This is a genomic window from Mucilaginibacter sp. A3364 (assembly GCF_059690715.1).
Genome location: NZ_JCAWED010000001.1, coordinates 487,518 through 506,202, shown reverse-complemented (window position 1 = coordinate 506,202; position 18,685 = coordinate 487,518). Strand labels below are relative to the sequence as shown.

Sequence of the window (18,685 nt, the reverse complement as noted above, 5' to 3'; positions counted from 1 at the left end):
AACTTTTTATTTGATTATTGGATATTAATGTTGTTAGTTATTTGCTTTAAACTTATTTCGGCAGCTTTGGCCTGGTATTGTGCGGCGAAGTATTGTACCTGCGCCACAATGTAATTTTCCTCGGCCTGGCGTATCTCCAGCGGCGTAATATTTCCTAATTTATACTTGTCTAACGATATTTCCAAATTGCGTTTGGCAATACCCACGTTGGCCTGCCATACTTTAACCAGGTCCAATCCCGACAGGTAATTTACGTACAGTGTGTTTACCTGCCCGTCAATAGTCAGTTTCACTTGTTTGGCCGATAGCTCCGAATTTTCTATCTGGATCCTGGCATTCTTCTCGCGGCGGTTTTGGTTAAAGCCGTCAAATATGTTAATGGTAGCATTTAAACCGTATGTAAGACCGCGGGCATTCTGACTTAAAAGTGCGCCGTTTGGCGATTTGCTGTTGGTAAAGTTATAGCCAGAGGTTACGCCTATTACAGGATAACGCGTGGCTTTAATTTGTTTCAGGTTAATCTCGGCCAATTGCCTGGCAATTTGCGATGAAAGTATTCGCGGGTTTTGTGTAGCGGCTGCATTAAGTACATCGCCCAGTACTAATTTATCATCAACCACAATGGTATCAATCACATCAAAATCAGTCTGCATATCGCGCACCAATAGTTGGTTTAGCTGTATTTTGCTGGCTTTAAGTTGTTGCAGCTGGCTCAGGTAGTTAGCGGTATCGGTATTTAAATTTACCTGGGCGTTCAACACGTCAAGTTTAGCTACCGTACCTACCGAAAATTTATCGTTAGCTATATTTAGCTGAGTTTTTGATATGCGGATAGCACCTTTAAAAGACTTCAGCGTTTCATTCTGGTTAACAATATTGTAGTAGGTGGATATTACATTAGTAATAGTTTGCAAAACAGTATCGCGGGATGTGATATCGCTTAACCTGTTACGGGTTTTCAATTCGTCATAATTGGCAAACATGGCAAAGCCATCAAATACCGTCCAGTCTAACCCAACCCCGTAATTTACACTACTGTTACGCGCGCCATTAAACTCGGTTACTACACCTGTATTACGCGATGTACGGCTGTTTTGAATACTATTATTACTATTAAATGTACCGGTAACCACTGGCAAAATACCCGCATTACCAATAGTGGTGTTGTTTTGCGCAATGGTTTTATTATTCTGCGCCAGCTTAATATTGTAATTGTTTTTTAAGGCTATCTCTACCGCATCCTTCAAAGTTAATAACGGAGCATTTTGCGCCTTTGCATTAACGGCAAGCGCCACGCTGCAAATAACTAAGCAGGCCAGTTTATTTATATTTTTCACTTTCATGATCGGCTTAAGCGTGTTCAAGTACTTTTGTTTTTTTCTTTTTTGGCTCTTCCACTTCTCCTTCTTCTTCGGCATCAGGGTCCTTACGGGTTTTTGATGCGATCAACATATACATAGCCGGGATAACATACAGTGTTAACACCAGCGAGAACAGCATCCCCCCAATAATTACTATACCTAATGATACACGGCTTTTTGCACCCGCACCTAATGCTAAGGCTATGGGAACCGAACCCAATACCACGGCCAAACTGGTCATTAATATAGGGCGTAAACGGGCGGTGGCTGCGGTTACTACCGCTTCGTACTTGCTCATTCCGTGCTCCATTTGCTGGTTGGCAAACTCCACTATCAAAATACCGTTTTTGGTTACCAAACCTACCAGGGTGATGATACCTATCTGGCTAAATATATTCAGCGTTTGATCAAACAACCAAAGTGACAAGAACGCACCTGCTACCGCTAAAGGCACGGTTAACATTACGATGATCGGGTCGCGGAAACTTTCAAACTGCGCGGCCAATACCAGGTAAATGAGCAACAGTGCGAAGCCGAACGCAAATACAATGTTTGATGAACTTTCGGCCTGATCCCTGGCGGCACCACTTAACGCGGTGCTAAATGTTTCGTCCAACATGCCTTTGGCTATGCGGTTCATCTCGGCTATGCCTTCGCCCACGGTGCGGCCCGGCGCCAAACCAGCTTGTACAGTAGCCGATTTAAAGCGGTTAAAGTGATAAATTGATGGCGGTGTTGAACCTTCAACTACTTTAACCACGTTATCCAGTTGTATCAGCTTGCCTTTATCATTACGCACATAAATAGTTTTCAGGTCAAGCGGTTGATCGCGGTTAGCACGATCTGCCTGGGCTATAACCTGGTATTGCTTGCCGTTGTACAGGAAATAACCTAAACGGCCGTTACTGTAGTACAATTGCAGGGTTGAAGCTATATCGGCTACAGACACACCTAAGTCGCGTGCCCGTTCACGGTCAGTTATTACCCTTAGCTCGGGCTTGGTAAATTTCAAATCCACATCGGGCGTTACAAATACCGAACTTTTTTGAACTTCGCTCAGGAAATCAGGCAACACCTTGCGTATTTTCTCAAAATCATTATTCTGGATAACAAACTGCATTGGCAAAGCACTACGCTGACCGCCGCCACCACCACTGATGGTTTGCTCCTGCGATACGTTGGCACGCACATCAGGAAAACGCGATAGCCTTTTGGTTAACCAGTCGGCAATTTCCTGCTGCGAACGCTGGCGTTCGCCTGGAGGCACGAGACCAATCCTGCCAAAACCGCTGTTTACAGCGCCAGAGCCACCACGACCAAAAGCAACAATTTCCAGGTTGACGTTAGCCTCGGGTATCGAGTCGGCCACCAGGTCGGATATCTTGTCCATATAGCGGCCCGTAAATTCGTACGATGAACCTTCAGCCGCGGTAACAGAATAGCGTAGCTGACTTTTATCATCCAAGGGCGCTAATTCCGATTTAATGTCCTTGTTCAACAGCCAGGTCATCACCAATGATCCTACTAAAATAGCTACAGGCAGTACCCATGTGCGTTTCAGGAATTTAACCAGCGTTTCGGTATAACCATTGGTCATGTTTACAAAGAACGGTTCGGTCATTTTGTAAAATTTCGACTTCTTTTGATCCTTGCGTATCAGCTTAACGCTTAGCATTGGCGTTAACGATAGCGAGACGAAGGCCGATATCAATACCGATCCTGCAACAACCACCGCAAACTCGCGGAACAATCGGCCTGTGAAGCCCGGTAAAAATACGATAGGTAAAAACACCGCCGCAAGGGTAATTGATGTTGATATAACCGCGAAAAATATTTCGGCCGATCCCTGGAATGCCGCTTTACGCACATCCATGCCGTCCTCTATCTTTTTGTAGATATTTTCTGTAACCACAATACCATCATCCACCACCAAACCCGTGGCCAAAACGATACCCAGCAAGGTTAGTATATTAATAGAATAATCGCACAGGTACATGATAAAGAAGGTACCTATCAAGGAAACCGGTATATCTATCAGCGGGCGGAAAGCGATCAGCCAGTCGCGAAAGAACAGGTAAATAATAATTACCACCAATATGAACGATATGGCCAGGGTTTCCTCAACTTCCTTGATGGATTGGTTAATAAACTTGGTGTTATCAGTTAATACTTTTACTTTAATATCGGGCGGAAGGTCTTTCTTTAAACGCTCAAAACGCGTGTAAAACTCTTTAGCAATATCAACATAGTTGGCACCCGGTTGCGGTACTATAGAAAGTGCCACCTGCGGTACGCCCGATTCTTTAAACGCGGTTTGCTCATTGGCCGAACCCATAACGGCATAACCAATATCGCTCATGCGGATAACGCGGTTACTATCAGCACGGATGATAAGGTCGTTAAAATCTTTTTCAGTACTTAAACGGCCAATGGTACGGATGATCAGTTCGGTATTGTTACCTTCAATCTTACCAGCCGGTAGCTCAACGTTCTCGCGGTTAAGCGCATCACGTACATCGCTTGCAGCTAAGCCGAGCGCCGATAATTTATTTGGATCTATCCATAAACGCATGGCATACTGGCGCGATCCCTGTAAACCAACCGAACTTACACCGGGGATGGTTTGTAAACCCTCCATCAGTACGTTTTCAGCGTAATCATTCACCTGTGTAATATTACGCTTGTCTGATGTTACAGATACCGTAATGATATTATCAGCATTCGCGTCCGCTTTGCTTACTACCGGCGGGGCGTTAATATCCTGTGGAAGCTGGCGCTGGGCCTGGCTTACTTTGTCGCGCACGTCGTTCGCGGCGGTTTCAAGGTCGGCATCCAGGTCAAACTCGACCGTGATGTTACTGCTACCAACCGAGCTGCTTGAGGTAATGTTACGGATACCCGGTACACCGTTGATGGCTTTTTCCAAAGGTTCGGTTATCTGCGACTCGATTACATCCGAGTTAGCGCCCGAGTAACTGGTACTTACTGAGATAATTGGCGGATCAACCGAAGGGAAATCGCGGATACCCAGAAACTTATAGCCCATAATACCGAATACTACGATCACAACAGAAAAAACTGTTGCCAGTACCGGCCTTTTTATACTTACTGAAGATAAACTCATGGTGCAGCTTATTTATTTACTTTTAGCAACCTTTACAGGAACTCCCGGACGCATTTGAATAATACCTGATACTATTAAGCTATCGCCGGCTTTAAGGCCTTCAACGATCTGTATCTTACTGTCGGTACGCACATCTGTTTTAACCAGTTGCGCTTCGGCTTTGCCATTTTTAACCAAGAAAACCTTGCTGCTTTTTATATCAGGCGTAACAGCTTCGGTAGGCACCATAATGGTCTTCGGTATTTGGTCAAGCGTTAAATTCACTTTAGCAAAACCGCCTACTTTTAATACACCTTTAGGGTTACCGGCCCTGGCGCGTACCGTAATGGTGCGGCTTGCTACATCAATTGATGGCTCGATAGCGTATACCGAAGCTTTGAACTTCTCTGTACTGCTGGTAACCGTGAAACTTATTTTACTACCAACCTGTATCAACGATAGATATTTTTCAGGGATAGAGAAAGTTATTTTTGCCGGATCAACATTCACTAACGAAGCAATAGCCGTATTTGGCGACAGGTAACCACCCGGGCTCACGTTACGCAAACCAATAGTGCCCGAAAATGGCGCACGGATCTCGGTTTTAGCTATTTGCGCTTTTACCACATCTGCCTGCGCATTCAGCGTATTTAACGCGGTTAACGAGGTTTCGTATTCCTGCTGGCTTATGGCCTCTTTTTGTAAAAGTATTTTATTACGGTATTCGTTCTGTTTTGCTAGCGCGATGTTGTATTCGCTTTGTTTTAAGGATGCTACCAGGTCCTGGTTGTTTACTTTAACCAGCAGCTGGCCTTTTTTAACCTGGCTGCCCTCGCTAAAATAAATGCCGGTAATACGGCCCGAAGTTTCGCTGATGAGGTTTACACGCTCGTTGGCATCAATGGTACCGGTTACGTCAATGTAGTTATTCAGCACCGTATCCTTTACCACCATTACTTTAACCGTTACAGGGCCGTTTCTGCGGCCACCACCACCACCTTTAGCGTCGCCGCCTTTGCCACCGCCCTTGCCTTCACCTTTTCCTTCGCCGCCGCGGCCACCGCCACCGCCTTTGTCTTCCATGGCCGCGCGTTTTTTGGCGTGCTCGCTAAAAAACTTGTTATAAATTAAAAATCCAACCAATAAAGCAAGCAGGATGTAGATGATGTACTTAGTTTTCATTGTATAGTTTGTGGGTGCTATAATTTACACTGTAATTTTTTCGGGTGATAATTGCTTTAAGTTTTGCTGCATTTTGCTTAATACTTTATCAAACACAGCCATTTCATCGGCAGATATATCTGAGGTAATACGGTTATTGATCTGCTCAAAAGCTTTAACAATTTCGGGCACGGCCTTACGGGCCTTATCCGTAGCGCGGATGATGTGCTCGCGCCTGTCGGCCGGGTTGGTTTCGCGGTATACAAAACCTTGTTCGCTCAACGTATCAATAATGGTAACAATAAGTGATTTGTCTTTGTCCAATAATTCTGAAAGCGCTTTTTGGGTCAATTCTCCATCATGATGGCATATAACCGCCAGCGGATAGTAATACCGGTTAATTTCCAGGTGTTCCATCTGTTCAGACAAAACACTAAGATACGCCCTGCCCGAGTGCATCAGCTTGCGCGATATCGGCTCAATTAAATTCATTTGCATGTTACAACGTAAATGTAGATAGTTAGATATCTTAATAGTTGCTTGTATCAACCATTTTACATCAACTTTGTGTAGCTTTTCTGTTACAGCATTATTAAATTTTTATACATTGCAGCTATGAAAAAATTTCCATTAACTGCTTTTTTTTCTTTACTACTATTATTTATGAGTTCGATAACCAATGCTGCCGACAAACCGAGGATAAATTACCATATCACTTTCCCCGAGGCACAGGCGCATTATGCTGATATTGAACTAACCGTAACAGGACTAAAGCAAGCATCACTAAATTTAAAAATGCCCGTATGGGCGCCGGGATCATACCTGGTAAGAGAGTTCGCCCGCAATGTTGAAACTTTAAGCGTAAGCGCTAAAGGCAAAAACCTGCCTGCTGTCAAAACCCGCAAAAACATCTGGCATGTTAACACTGCCGGTCAAACGGCTATCACGGTAAAATATCGTGTTTACGCCTTCGAGGTATCGGTACGCACCAGCTTTATCGACGCGTCGTACGCGTTCCTGTCATCGCCGGATATGTTTATTTACCCGGAGGGGATGTTGAGCGAGCCATCTGTAGTAAAAATCACCCCCTACAAAAACTGGACTACCGTTAGCACCAGCCTTGAAAAAGTAAACGGCGACCAATTTACCCGCACCGCGCCTAATTACGATATCCTGTTCGATTCGCCTTTAGAAATAGGTACGCAGGATGTTTTCGGCTTTAAAGTTGGCAACACCGACTATGAAGTAGCCATGACCGGCGGTGGTAACTATGACAAGGATCGAATTAAAGAAGACTTAGCGAAGCTGATTGCCGAAGAGGTTAAAATTTTTGGCGAGAACCCTAACAAACACTACACCTTTATAGTACACAACTACTTGAAAGGCGGCGGCGGTTTGGAGCACTTAAGCTCGACTACATTAGGCGCTTCCCGTTTAGGTTACACAAACGAGAAAACCTACCAGGGCTTTTTAAGCCTGGCCGCGCATGAGCATTTCCACCTGTGGAATGTGAAGCGTTTACGCCCGATAGCTTTAGGTCCGTTTGATTATGATAACGAGAACTACACCACCAACCTTTGGATAGCCGAAGGTTTTACAGCATACTACCAGGATATTATCGTTCGTCGTACACAATTGTATCCGCCAAATGACTACGTATCATCACTAGGTTCAAAAATCAGTGCGGTGGAAAATCAGCCGGGAACGCGTGTTCAGCCGTTATCGCAATCAAGCTATGATGCCTGGATCAAATACTATCGCCCTAACGAGAATAGCAATAACACCACTATCTCCTACTATAATAAAGGCGCTATGGTAGCCCTGTTACTTGATCTGGATATCATCAACGCCAGCAAAGGCAAGAACTCATTGGATGATGTAATGAAATATGCCTACAACGAGTATTACAAGGTTAAAAAACGCGGCTACACCGATGCCGAGTTTAAACTGGCTTTGGAGAAATTTGCCGGCAAAAAACTGGATAATTTTTATGCCCAGTACATTAACGGTCTTGACCGCTTAGACTATGACAAATATCTGGCCTATGCGGGGTATAAACTGGTTGATTCGCTGGAAGGAAGGGACGATCCATACTTCGGTGTAAATTACCTGGCCACAAGCGCCAAAGCCATTGTTGCCAGCGTGGTACGCAACAGCGCCGCATGGAAGGACGGCATCAACGTTAACGACGAGATCGTCGAAATTAATGGTAAGCCCATCACCAAAACTACCGTAATAAGCGGCGCTCCAGGCGATGTACTGAATGTTACCGTAATTCGCGACGGCATAAAAATGACCATACCGGTTACTTTGCTAAAAAGCACATTGGTGAAATACAAACTGGTAGAGGTGTCAAACCCTACGCCTGTGCAACTGGCCGTGCGTAAAAAATGGTTATCATTACAATAATATATTCAACTTGTCCTCATCACAGGACAAATTTTTAAGCTAAAAGCAAAAGCCGCTGTATAAAACAGCGGCTTTTTGCTTTTAAACCATTTTGGAATGATTCATGTATATATCCTTACAGATAACAAAAACATTAATCTAAAATATATCTATCATGAACTCATTATTGTATATCATAGCCGTAATTCTGATCGTTGGTTGGGCTTTAGGCTTCTTTATGTATTCTGCAGGCGGTATTATCCATGTATTATTGGTAATAGCAGTCATATCATTATTATTAGGTGTGATCAGAAGACCGACCGCTCTTTAATAAAAAAAGAACAGAGATTCACAACAGCAAAAAAGGCTCCCGCACAAACCGGGAGCCTTTTTTGTATCCAAAATTTTATACCGGCTCCTATTGTTATACATTATATAATCAATTACTTTTGCAGCACTACAATTAGTAATATTATGAAACACCACGAAAAAGAGGAAAGCTATACTTACGTTTATTACCTGGTTGCTTTGGTTACCGGTTTATTTATCGGCGCTATTATAGATGTTGGCTTTAAATGGATCCCTATCGGTGGTATTCTGGGCTTACTGTCAGCCGCATTCTATGTGAATGTTTTGGTGAAAAAACGTGGCGAGGCCTGATCCTGAATTACCTTCGTTTATAAAAAATTGGAACCAGTTTTACGGCATTGTTGTCGCATGGCTGGTTTTTTTGGTTATAATATTCTGGCTCATTACAATTTACTTTAAATGAGTTTAGCAGACTGGTTGGTACTTGGCACTACGTTGCTTGCTATCGTTGTTTACGGTATTTATAAAAGCGGCAGCAACAAAAATATCGACCAGTTTTTAGTTGGTGGCCGCTCCTTACCCTGGTACCACATCGGCCTTTCGGTAATGGCTACACAGGCCAGCGCCATCACCTTCCTATCCGCCCCCGGCCAGGCCTATTCAGACGGGATGCGCTTTGTGCAGTTTTACTTTGGTTTGCCTTTGGCGATGATCGTGCTTTGTATCACTTTTGTACCCATATTCCATCGCCTTAAAGTTTATACCGCTTATGAGTACCTGGAGCAACGCTTTGATCTGAAAACACGCTCGCTGGTGTCTTTTCTTTTCCTGGTGCAGCGGGGTTTATCAACCGGTATCACTATTTATGCTCCCTCAATCATCCTATCGGTAATATTGAATATTGATACTACTTATACCACCCTGTTTATTGGCGGGCTGGTTATATTTTATACCGTATATGGCGGCACCAAAGCGGTATCATACACCCAACTGCTGCAAATGAGCATTATTTTTATGGGGATGTTTGCCGCGGGCGTACTGGTGGTTATCCTCCTACCGGAAAACGTTGGCTTTACCCATGCCCTTAAACTAGCCGGTAAACTGGGTAAAATGAATGTGATTGACTGGAAGTTTGACCCCGATAACCGTTACAATATATGGAGCGGATTGATCGGTGGTTTCTTTTTACAGTTGTCTTATTTCGGCACAGACCAAAGCCAGGTGGGGCGTTATTTAACCGGAAAGTCTGTTGGGCAAAGCCGCATGGGCCTCATCATGAATGCATTGATAAAAATACCCATGCAGTTTTGTATCCTGTTAATAGGTATACTGGTATTCGCCTTTTATCAATACAACAAACCGCCGCTGTTTTTTAATAAATATGAGGTAAGCCAGATTGAAAAAAGCCCTTATGCTACCGACTATAAAAACCTGGAGGCCAAACACACCGCGGCCTTTGAAACCCGCAAAGTAAAAGCCGATAACCTGATAGCTGCTTTTGATAGTAAGGACAATAATAAAATAGCCGAAGCTCAAACTCAACTGCGCCAGGCCGAAGACTCGACAAATGTTGTGCGCCAGCAGGGTATAGCCCTAATGAAGAAAAATAACGTTGACGCTGATACCAACGACACCAATTACGTGTTCTTAACCTTTGTTACGCATTACCTGCCCCGTGGTTTAATAGGGCTGTTAATAGCAATTGTGTTTATGGCTTCAATGGGGTCAACCGCCAGCGCCTTAAACTCCTTGGCTTCAACAACGGTGGTTGATATATATAAACGCGTGGTTAATACCAAAGCCAGCGAAACCAACTATTTGAATGCATCGCGCCTGGCTACAGTATTTTGGGGCATTGTGTGTATAGTGATGGCTTTATATGCCAGCAAGCTGGGCAATTTACTGGAAGCGGTGAATCAGCTGGGCTCGTATATTTATGGTACTATACTGGGCGTTTTTGTTACGGCCTTCTACCTTAAAAAAATAAAAGGCTCGGCAGTGTTTATTGCCGCGGTGCTATCTGAAATTATTATCTGCGTATGCGGATATTATGAAGTGGTTGCTTACTTGTGGCTTAATGCCATTGGTTGTATTTTGGTGATATTGCTTTCGGTTGCCATTAATCCTTGGCTTAAGGAGAAACTCAAAATAGCTTAAAACAAAAGCCCCTCACCTAAGCAAGGGGCTTTTATAATTAGCAAGCGGTTATTTATTTACAAACACAGCTGCTGCTCACTTTGGGGCAGTTGGCCTTGCTGGTACATTTCGCTTTGGTGCATGATGTGCAAGCCTGTTTTGTTTTTTTAACCGGAGCCTTTGTATTGGCGAAAGTGGTAGTACATGCAAACATTACTACTACTGTACTTAAAATTATTTTTTTCATTGATCTTTAAATTTAATACTTGATAAATAGTGTTTATTGAACTGGGAGCAAGTATTAAACTTTTGGCGGTTTCCAGTTTGACGGGGTATAACCGGCACAATTACCAATTTTATAGGTCGAAACTGTTTTTTCAATAGTGGTGCAAAATAATGGCGAAACAGCTATAGGTTCTTTCACCAGGAAACCGCAACTGCTGCACATTAGCATACGGCTGCAATTTTCCGTCTCGCAATCTTTCTTAGGTTTTTCCTGCCGGTGATGACAGGTGGCAGGGCCATTAGTTTTATTACAACAATCTGTCATAACAGTTGATGCAACAGGCTTTACCGTCATCGAAAAAGACGACAGCAGCATAATGCATATGATCTGTATAACAGCTAAAAATTTCATTGGGATAAATATAGCAACAATTGCCGCAGAGAAAAATTGATAAGCGTCACATTCAGTAAAAAATAAATGCCCCTTCGAACTTGCTTCTTGGGGGCATTCAACCTAAACCTTATCACAATTAAACCGGCAAGTTTGCCAGTTCGCATTACGTATTACAATTACTATACCAAAAACACCCTCACCCATCTCTTTTTTTATTGTAAATGTTATTTTCTGTTAATTTCAAGTATAAATTTAATCGATAATAATTTTTACTTACCTAAAATCAGAACACTGTGTTTTCATTTATGTACACTTTTACTACACTATTCTGCTTGTTTTGTTGAACTGCGTCTACGTAAATATCCATCAAATAAAAACAAGCCTAATATCATATCAATAAACATAAAGCCTTTAAACAAGGGCCCGCTCAGCAAGGCCGTAAAATCAGGGATTTTGTTACTCACACTTTCTGCAACCTTATCCCCACCGGCAGCCGACCAATTTACACTGGCGAGCATTAAAACCAGCATCACCAACAGCGTAACTACAAAAAAGCCGCCTATTAATTTGATGATCGGTGTGTTTACGGCAGCCTTTAACGGTTGTTTAGCATAATCGGCACGGATACCTTCCATTACATTATAGGTAAATGCCATGGGCGGCTCGTCCAGTTCCATATTGGCTATTTCGGTATTTAACTGCAGCAACTCCCGGTACTTCTCGCCCCAGGCATTATCCATTGCAATTAAATTACTGATGGCTTGCTGTTCGTCAACAGAACACATACCATCAATGTAGGCCCAAAGTTGTTCTTCGATGCTGTTCATTATATCAACTCCTTTGCTTCATGTTTTAAATTTTGTTCCAGCTTATCTTTTAAACGCTGGCGCGCCCTGAATAATTTTACCTTCACTCCATTAGCTTCTATACCCATGGTTTTGGCAATTTCTTCAATGCTTTGTTCGCCCTTATAAAACAAGGTGAGAACCGTGGCGTCATCGGCCGACAGTTGCTCAATAGCCTGGTTTAAATAAAACGAGCGCGATCTATTCTCGATATTATAACTATCAAACCCCGAAGGTTTGTTTTCTATCTGTATAAAAGTTTCCTCGTCATCTATTGATGCAGTGTCCACACGTTTTTTGCGCAGACTGGTCATGGCGGTGGTATAAACTATACTGTACAGCCAGGTAGTAAATTTTGATTCCTGTTTGAACGATTTCAGCGCACGAAAAGCTTTGATAAAAGTATCCTGTGCAATTTCCTCTGCATCTTCCCGGCTTTTAGCAAAGCGAAGTGCCAGTGTAAACACAAAACGCTGGTGCCGTTTAACCAATTCGGCATAGGCCGATTGGTCGCCCGCCAGCGAGCGTTGTATCAAATCAATATCCGGAAGCTTACTTTGCATATATGTTATGCAGCTATGACTACGCTTTTTGCGGCGAGGTTACAGTGTAGTGTAAATATATTCAGTTATTGTTGGAAAGTTGAAGGTTATGATGTTGGAAGGTTGTAACGTTGGAAGGTTTATAGTTGATATGGTAAGTGCAACTTTCCAACCTTACAACAAAAAAATTTCACCTCCCCCTGTAACCTGCTTAAAAAACCCGTCGTCATAGCTTACAAATACACCGGTCAGCAATTTTCCGGTGATAGAGAAAAAGAAACTAAAAACTAATTAATTTTAAATAATATGGACGTACATGTTTTAGGGGTGATGATCCCCATTATTGTATCAGTATCAATGTTTGCACTGATATTCGGAATTTTTTATTTACGTAACCGCGAACGCATGGGTATGATTGAACGCGGGATGGACCCAAGCAAGGGCGCACAACCCATGAACCGTAATAATGTACTTACTTTTGGTTTACTAATGGTAGGTGCCGGTCTGGGTTTGTTTATCGCTTTCTTACTGGATAACACGCTATACTTTTTAAACAACCCTGATAGCCGTGCGGACGGTACCCCCCTATACTTCGCCCTTATAGGCATCTTTGGCGGACTGGGCCTATACGTTGCTTACCTGATAGATAAAAAGAACAACTAGGAGAAAGTTTAGGCAAAAGCATAAAGCAAAAAGACCAAAGCGAAGAAGCGTATAGCTTTCTGCTTTGGTCTTTTTTTGTTTTACGCTCAAATTCTAAGCAAAGTATCGCTCGTTCAAAATATTTAGGTGATGCAGCTCATGCCCTGCCATAATGTACACCAGCGACAGTACAGTTATTTTATTGCCGTTGGCTATACCGGTGGCGTTTAGCTGCTCTGGTGTTAAGGCCTTTACCATATATAAGTTTGATTCGCGGGTGGATTTCAATTCGGCTGCAAGGTCCTGTAATGTCCGGTCGTTAAACGTGGCATTGTCTACGTACATATTCTCATCAAAGCCGGGTAGCGACTCCTGTCCGCGCGAAAAAGCCAGCGCGCGGTAGGCAAATGTACGTTCGGCATCGATCAGGTGACCTACTACCTGCTTTATCGTCCATTTGCCTTCGGCGTAGGCGTAGTTGGCCATTTGGTCGCTTAGGTTGGTAAACAGTTCATAGCTAGTATCCCTCAACTGCGTTAATGTATTTAAAACATCGCCGCTGTTAATAGCCAGGTTTACATAACCGGCCATAAATGGCGAATAATCTTCAGGGTTAGGCTTGTTCATAGTCTCGTACGTTTTTTAGTGATATGCGGAAGGTGGTACCCTTGCCCAGTTCAGAATCTTTTACAAATATGTGCCCGTTATGGTAATTGTCGACTATACGCTTCGTTAACGACAGACCCAGTCCCCAGCCACGTTTGCGGGTAGTATAGCCCGGCTGAAACACCGTAATAAATTTTGAGCGCGGTATACCGCGGCCGGTATCGCTTACATCAATAAATAGTTGATCTTTTACCTTATTGGTGGATATGTGCACTTTAATGCTTCCCTTTCCTTCAATAGCATTAACGGCATTTTTCAGCAAATTCTCCAGCACCCAATCAAACAGCGGGATGTTCAAACCCGATCTGACGGTGTCATCACCGCTAACCTCAAAACTAATATTGGTACTTACCCGCACACTAAAGTAATCTACAAAATCCTGCACTACTTTATATACCTCGGTAACTTCCAGCTTAGGTATAGAGCCGATCTTGGAAAAACGATCGGCCACTACTTCAAGGCGTTTAATATCATTGCCCATTTCGGCCATCAGCGGGTCGTCTTCGGCGTTAAACTTATCTTTTAATAACTCCAGCCAGGCCATTAGGGACGATATAGGCGTACCCAACTGGTGCGCCGTTTCCTTTGCCAAACCTACCCACACCTGGTTTTGCTCTGATTTTCGGGAAGAGTTAAAGGCGGTATACGCCAGCAACAGGAATATGGCTATCACCGATAGCTGTACATACGGGAAGTATTTTAACTGCGTAAGCAGGTCAGAATCTTTATAATAGATCAACCAATAGCTGCTGCCGCTCATGGTCAAACTCGGAAACACGATCTTGATAGGATCATGCTGCGATTTCATGATGGCCAGTTGCTGCTTAAAATAGTCGATATCATAAGTAGGCGCGCCTTTTTCTGCTACGGCTTCGGGTGGCAACTTGATATAGGTTTTAGTAGTATCCAAGCCCTTAACCGATATAAAATCACCCTTTTCATCGGTAACAATCGCAGGAACGGTCGAACTGTCGCGCACTTCAAAAACGTAGGGCAAAAAGTCATTATCATCGGCAGATATGATCTGCTTCATGCTTAGCGCCCATATCTGCGCGCGGTTACGTTCACTTTTGGCAATGTTGCGTACCAGGTATTTGGTGTAGAACAACGACCCGCTGGCTATAACTACTGCGAAGGCCAGCAATATGTATTTCCATAATCGTTTATTTTGGTAGGCGTTTATCATACGTGTTTCAAATAACGTAAAATAGCTTCAGATAATATAATGTTTTAATTATAGTCCGGACTTTAGGGTGCTATCTTAATCTTTACATCTTCCGGACTTTCCGCCTTCCTCACTTCCCGACTAAAAATTTATCTTTGCGGCATCATGTCTGATAAAAAAGTTAGAGTTCGATTTGCGCCAAGCCCAACCGGTGGCTTGCATTTAGGTGGTGTACGTACCGCTTTGTTCAATTATCTTTTCGCCAAACAACACAATGGCGACTTTATTTTACGTATTGAGGATACCGACCAAACCCGCTTTGTTGAGGGTGCCGAACAATATATTGTAGATAGCCTTAGCTGGTGCGGCATCAGTGCCGACGAAAGCCCGGTAAACCCTGGCCCCTACGCCCCATACCGCCAAAGCGAACGCAAAAGCCTGTACCGCGCCTATGCAGAGCAACTGGTAATGCAGGGCCACGCCTATTACGCTTTTGATACTGCCGAAGAGCTTGACAAAAACCGCAAAGAGATACCTAACTTTCAATACGGACAGGTGTATCGTGATGGCTTGCGCAACTCCTTATCACTATCACAACAAGAGGTTGATAAGTTGTTAGCCGAACACACGCCACACGTTATCCGCATCAAGATCCCTGCTGATGAGACGGTGAGTTTTGAAGACATGATCCGCGGCCGCGTTAGCTTTGAGACTAACCAGCTAGACGATAAAGTACTGTTGAAAGCCGACGGTATGCCCACTTACCACTTGGCCGTTGTGGTTGATGATTATTTAATGAAGATCTCGCACGCTTTCCGTGGCGAGGAGTGGTTGCCATCTGCCCCTATACACTTGTTGTTGTGGGATTACTTGGGATGGAAAGCCGATATGCCTAAATGGGCGCATTTACCACTGATACTAAAACCCGATGGCAATGGCAAATTAAGCAAACGCGATGGCGCCCGCCTGGGTTTCCCGGTATTTGCCTTGGATTGGGACGGCACGGCGGGTTTTGATGGCATGGGCTTTTTGCCCGAAGCTTTCATTAACTTCCTGGCTACCCTGGGTTGGAATGATGGCACCGACCAGGAAATATTTAGTTTAGACGAACTGGTTCAAAAATTCTCGATAGACCGCATCAGCAAAGCCGGCGCGCGTTTTGATTTTGAGAAAGCCAAATGGTTCAATGCCGAGTGGATCAAGAAGCTTGACGCTGAAACCCTAAAGCCTAAAGTGAAAGCGGTATTGGAAAGTAAAGGAATAACGGTTAGCGATGACGCATACCTGTTAACCGTTATCAACCTGATCAAAGACCGTTGCACGCTGCTGCCTGATTTCTACCAACAGGCATACTACTTTTTCGATGTACCGGCCGAGTATGACCTGGCTGCCGTTAAACCAAAATGGACGGATGAGAAAACCACTTTCTTCAATGCGTTCAAAGCGTTGTTAGCGGGTATGGATACTTTAATAGCTGCCGACACTGAACAACAATTTAAAGCCCTGGCCGAAGAACATAGCCTTAAAATAGGCGATGTGATGCTGCCTTTCCGCATTATGCTGGTGGGTGGTAAGTTTGGGCCGCAGGTATTTGATATAGCGGCTTTGCTAGGTAAGAGCGAAACGATTAACAGGATAGAAAAAGCGCTGGAAGCCTTTACAGCTTAACTGATATAAGCGTGGGTGCGCCACTTTTAAAGTGGCGCACGTGGCGCACCTAAAAACAATCAAAATCCTGATTATCAATTAATTAATCAAAAAAGCGGCGCACCGTGGCGCAGACATATAAGTCAGAAAATATCGAACTTATTTTTCGATAAGCAACTGATAATCAACAAACAAAAAATCGGGCATTTTTGCATTAAAAGTGGCGCACTTTTGGCGCACCCCTGCAAAAAATAGCATAAAGCAAAAGCGCCTTGCCGGTAAACCGGGAAGGCGCTTTGCGTATCTGTTCAGCACAAAAAGCTGCTATTCTAAAGTTATCTGTCTTCTGATGCTTTCTTCAAGCGAAATGAAGGTTTCTGTACGTTGTATACCTTTTACGCCTTGTATCTGCTCATTCAGTACTTCGCGCAGGTGGGCGGTATCATGGCATATAATTTTGGCAAATATGCTGTAGCTACCTGTAGTGTAATGTAGCTCTACTATCTCCTTAACGGCTTTTAACTGTTTAACAGCCTCGTGGTATTGCGAACCTTTCTCCAAAAATATACCCAGGAAAGCGGTGATATCATAACCCAGCTTTTGAGGGTCAACCTCCAGGCTGGCGCCTTTAATAACACCCATCTCCTCCAACTTTTTCATCCTCACATGGATCGTTCCGCCTGAAACTATTAACTCCTTCGCTATTTCCGTATAGGGCGTAGTAGCGTTCTTCATCAATATTGATAAAATCTGGATATCCAGATTATCAATTTCTAAATTTTGAGCTTTTCTGTGGGACATAAATTTTAATTTCGTTATTGAAATACAATTATAATTATAATTCGACTAAAAATAAAATTATTTTGTTGAAATATTTGCAAGGAATTGATAAGTCCTTTACATTTGTATCAAGCAATTACACCTAAGGCTTCAAACTGTTCTTTAAAATAAATAATACACAACCTTGTTGGGTGGTGAAATTTTTGGCAGACACACCTCCTTGTCCCGGTGGTAGAGATCATAGGAAACCCGAAGCGGGCTAACTACTCTGTGGAGGTTCGAATCCTTCCCCAACAGCAATTCACGTTAGGTGAATTAAACAACAATATACTGTAGGATGGTGAAATTTTTGGCAGACACACCTCCTCGTCGCGGTGGCGGAGATATTGGGAAACTCCTGGAAACAGGAATAACCACTCTGTGAAGGTTCGACTCCTTCTCCTACAGCCTCTTCTCATAATTTAGGTTTATAATTGGTTAGTAAAGGCTCCTGCCCATCAGGAGCTTTACTTATTTTAAGACCTTTTGTAAATGAAATTATATCTTCACTTAGCAATACATAATGAATACAAGAAAACAAAAACCTTTTTTCTATTCGGAAGAGCTAACAGGCTTTGAAAAAGCCGCAATAAAATTATATGCGATTCTATCGCTGATCGTTTTGCTTGTCATGGTGTTTGGCGAACCACAAACGAAATCGAATGTCCTATTATTTTACGTCACGCCACTTCAAGTAGGTATTTATTTATTTTTATACGTTGCGCTCAGAAATTTCAAATCTTACCTAATTTGGTCTTTGTTCGCTTTATTTCATATAGTGTTGTTTTTCATTTTACACAATATTTTGATAACGCCAGCCGGAACAGTAATTCCCTTTACATGTTTTAATACCGTACTATTATTAATCGTATATCAAACTCTGCGATACCTTAGTTTAAAATTCCAAAAACGTGAATTTTCAACCATTTCCAGGGATGGGAAAGATTTTATCACAAATAAACCCATTTCAGCTTTAGACTATTTTATTGGCTTTGCGTATTTTGCAATATTCGGTGGATTAAGCATCTTAATGGCGCAAATCTAATTCAGCTTCCCTCTAAGCAGGGATCCTTCGCCGTTGTTAGTGTTATCACCAATAACTACTTATGCCAGGGAGTTGGCAATTTCACACACCACGCTTGTTGGTGATAACACCAATAAGGGCAAGGGCGTAAGGCTTGACAACATGATTATGTCTCTTCAACATACGTGACTCCTACGGAGTCTAAAAGAAAGCGTGATTTGCTATAAACACGGGGCTCCGATGGAGCCATTGCCTAAC

18 protein-coding genes and 1 tRNA gene are annotated in these 18,685 nt (G+C 43.1%); 8 read left to right on the top strand and 11 right to left on the bottom strand.

The genetic code is table 11. From position 1 onward, the window contains the following. Nucleotides 1-14 precede the first annotated feature (14 nt). The 4 genes from AC59JT_RS02090 to AC59JT_RS02075 are packed head-to-tail and all read right to left on the bottom strand — an operon-like array spanning nucleotide 15 to nucleotide 6,123. Entirely contained in the window at nucleotides 15-1,418 is a 1,404-nt protein-coding gene (locus AC59JT_RS02090; RefSeq protein WP_497395642.1) for a TolC family protein, read from the bottom strand. Continuing rightward, on the bottom strand, nucleotides 1,351-4,485 hold the full coding sequence (locus tag AC59JT_RS02085; protein ID WP_497395640.1) for an efflux RND transporter permease subunit: 3,135 nt from the start codon (nucleotides 4,483-4,485) through the stop codon (nucleotides 1,351-1,353). The genes AC59JT_RS02090 and AC59JT_RS02085 overlap by 68 nt, the downstream gene beginning before the upstream one ends. Nucleotides 4,486-4,497: 12 nt before the next feature. Further along, a complete protein-coding gene (locus AC59JT_RS02080; protein WP_497395638.1) occupies nucleotides 4,498-5,646 on the bottom strand; it encodes an efflux RND transporter periplasmic adaptor subunit in 1,149 nt (382 codons plus the stop codon). Between the two features lie 24 nt (nucleotides 5,647-5,670). Next, nucleotides 5,671-6,123, bottom strand: coding sequence for a MarR family winged helix-turn-helix transcriptional regulator (locus AC59JT_RS02075; protein ID WP_497395636.1), 453 nt, complete (start codon nucleotides 6,121-6,123; stop codon nucleotides 5,671-5,673). Between the two features lie 117 nt (nucleotides 6,124-6,240). Between AC59JT_RS02075 and AC59JT_RS02070 the strand changes: the two genes are divergently transcribed. From AC59JT_RS02070 to AC59JT_RS02055, 4 genes are all read left to right on the top strand, one after another. Continuing rightward, complete coding sequence (locus tag AC59JT_RS02070) at nucleotides 6,241-8,034, top strand: M61 family metallopeptidase (protein ID WP_497395634.1); 1,794 nt, start codon at nucleotides 6,241-6,243, stop codon at nucleotides 8,032-8,034. Between the two features lie 154 nt (nucleotides 8,035-8,188). Beyond that, nucleotides 8,189-8,344, top strand: a complete 156-nt coding sequence (locus AC59JT_RS02065) for a lmo0937 family membrane protein (RefSeq protein ID WP_486246863.1) — start codon at nucleotides 8,189-8,191, stop codon at nucleotides 8,342-8,344. 143 nt (nucleotides 8,345-8,487) lie between these two features. Beyond that, a complete protein-coding gene (locus AC59JT_RS02060; protein WP_497395632.1) occupies nucleotides 8,488-8,673 on the top strand; it encodes a hypothetical protein in 186 nt (61 codons plus the stop codon). A gap of 108 nt (nucleotides 8,674-8,781) precedes the next feature. Next, the gene (locus tag AC59JT_RS02055) at nucleotides 8,782-10,479 is read left to right on the top strand and encodes a sodium:solute symporter family protein (protein ID WP_497395630.1); all 1,698 of its coding nucleotides are present in this window, start codon (nucleotides 8,782-8,784) and stop codon (nucleotides 10,477-10,479) included. A gap of 52 nt (nucleotides 10,480-10,531) precedes the next feature. Here the strand turns inward: AC59JT_RS02055 and AC59JT_RS02050 are convergent, their stop codons facing one another. The 4 genes from AC59JT_RS02050 to AC59JT_RS02035 all read right to left on the bottom strand — a co-directional run bounded on the left by AC59JT_RS02050 (nucleotide 10,532) and on the right by AC59JT_RS02035 (nucleotide 12,485). Continuing rightward, nucleotides 10,532-10,705, bottom strand: a complete 174-nt coding sequence (locus AC59JT_RS02050; RefSeq protein ID WP_497395628.1) for a hypothetical protein — start codon at nucleotides 10,703-10,705, stop codon at nucleotides 10,532-10,534. Nucleotides 10,706-10,759: 54 nt separating this feature from the next. Continuing rightward, nucleotides 10,760-11,095 (bottom strand): hypothetical protein, encoded by a 336-nt coding sequence (locus AC59JT_RS02045; protein ID WP_497395626.1) that lies wholly within the window; start codon nucleotides 11,093-11,095, stop codon nucleotides 10,760-10,762. 305 nt (nucleotides 11,096-11,400) lie between these two features. After that, nucleotides 11,401-11,904: an anti-sigma factor family protein gene (locus AC59JT_RS02040; RefSeq protein WP_497395624.1), complete on the bottom strand. Its 504-nt coding sequence runs from the start codon at nucleotides 11,902-11,904 to the stop codon at nucleotides 11,401-11,403. Beyond that, a complete protein-coding gene (locus AC59JT_RS02035; RefSeq protein ID WP_497395622.1) occupies nucleotides 11,904-12,485 on the bottom strand; it encodes an RNA polymerase sigma factor in 582 nt (193 codons plus the stop codon). Before AC59JT_RS02035 ends, AC59JT_RS02040 begins: the two co-directional genes overlap by 1 nt. A 285-nt stretch (nucleotides 12,486-12,770) precedes the next feature. Between AC59JT_RS02035 and AC59JT_RS02030 the strand changes: the two genes are divergently transcribed. Beyond that, complete coding sequence (locus tag AC59JT_RS02030; RefSeq protein WP_497395620.1) at nucleotides 12,771-13,127, top strand: DUF6249 domain-containing protein; 357 nt, start codon at nucleotides 12,771-12,773, stop codon at nucleotides 13,125-13,127. Between the two features lie 93 nt (nucleotides 13,128-13,220). Here the strand turns inward: AC59JT_RS02030 and AC59JT_RS02025 are convergent, their stop codons facing one another. Further along, complete coding sequence (locus AC59JT_RS02025; protein ID WP_497395618.1) at nucleotides 13,221-13,733, bottom strand: DinB family protein; 513 nt, start codon at nucleotides 13,731-13,733, stop codon at nucleotides 13,221-13,223. Beyond that, the gene (locus tag AC59JT_RS02020) at nucleotides 13,720-14,955 is read right to left on the bottom strand and encodes a sensor histidine kinase (RefSeq protein ID WP_497399321.1); all 1,236 of its coding nucleotides are present in this window, start codon (nucleotides 14,953-14,955) and stop codon (nucleotides 13,720-13,722) included. Before AC59JT_RS02020 ends, AC59JT_RS02025 begins: the two co-directional genes overlap by 14 nt. A gap of 147 nt (nucleotides 14,956-15,102) precedes the next feature. Here AC59JT_RS02020 and gltX point away from each other — a divergent pair, with 147 nt between their 5' ends. Beyond that, nucleotides 15,103-16,605 carry a glutamate--tRNA ligase gene (gene gltX / locus AC59JT_RS02015; RefSeq protein WP_497395616.1) on the top strand — a complete coding sequence of 501 codons (1,503 nt, stop codon included), beginning with the start codon at nucleotides 15,103-15,105 and terminating at the stop codon, nucleotides 16,603-16,605. A gap of 303 nt (nucleotides 16,606-16,908) precedes the next feature. Here gltX and AC59JT_RS02010 read toward each other — a convergent pair whose 3' ends face one another. Beyond that, nucleotides 16,909-17,385, bottom strand: a complete 477-nt coding sequence (locus tag AC59JT_RS02010) for an Lrp/AsnC ligand binding domain-containing protein (protein ID WP_497395614.1) — start codon at nucleotides 17,383-17,385, stop codon at nucleotides 16,909-16,911. Between the two features lie 164 nt (nucleotides 17,386-17,549). On the opposite strand from AC59JT_RS02010, the gene AC59JT_RS02005 reads away from it, so the two are divergent. Continuing rightward, nucleotides 17,550-17,661 (top strand) — tRNA-Asp (locus tag AC59JT_RS02005). Between the two features lie 265 nt (nucleotides 17,662-17,926). Next, nucleotides 17,927-18,448 (top strand): hypothetical protein, encoded by a 522-nt coding sequence (locus AC59JT_RS02000; protein WP_497395612.1) that lies wholly within the window; start codon nucleotides 17,927-17,929, stop codon nucleotides 18,446-18,448. The last annotated feature ends 237 nt before the right edge of the window (nucleotides 18,449-18,685 follow it).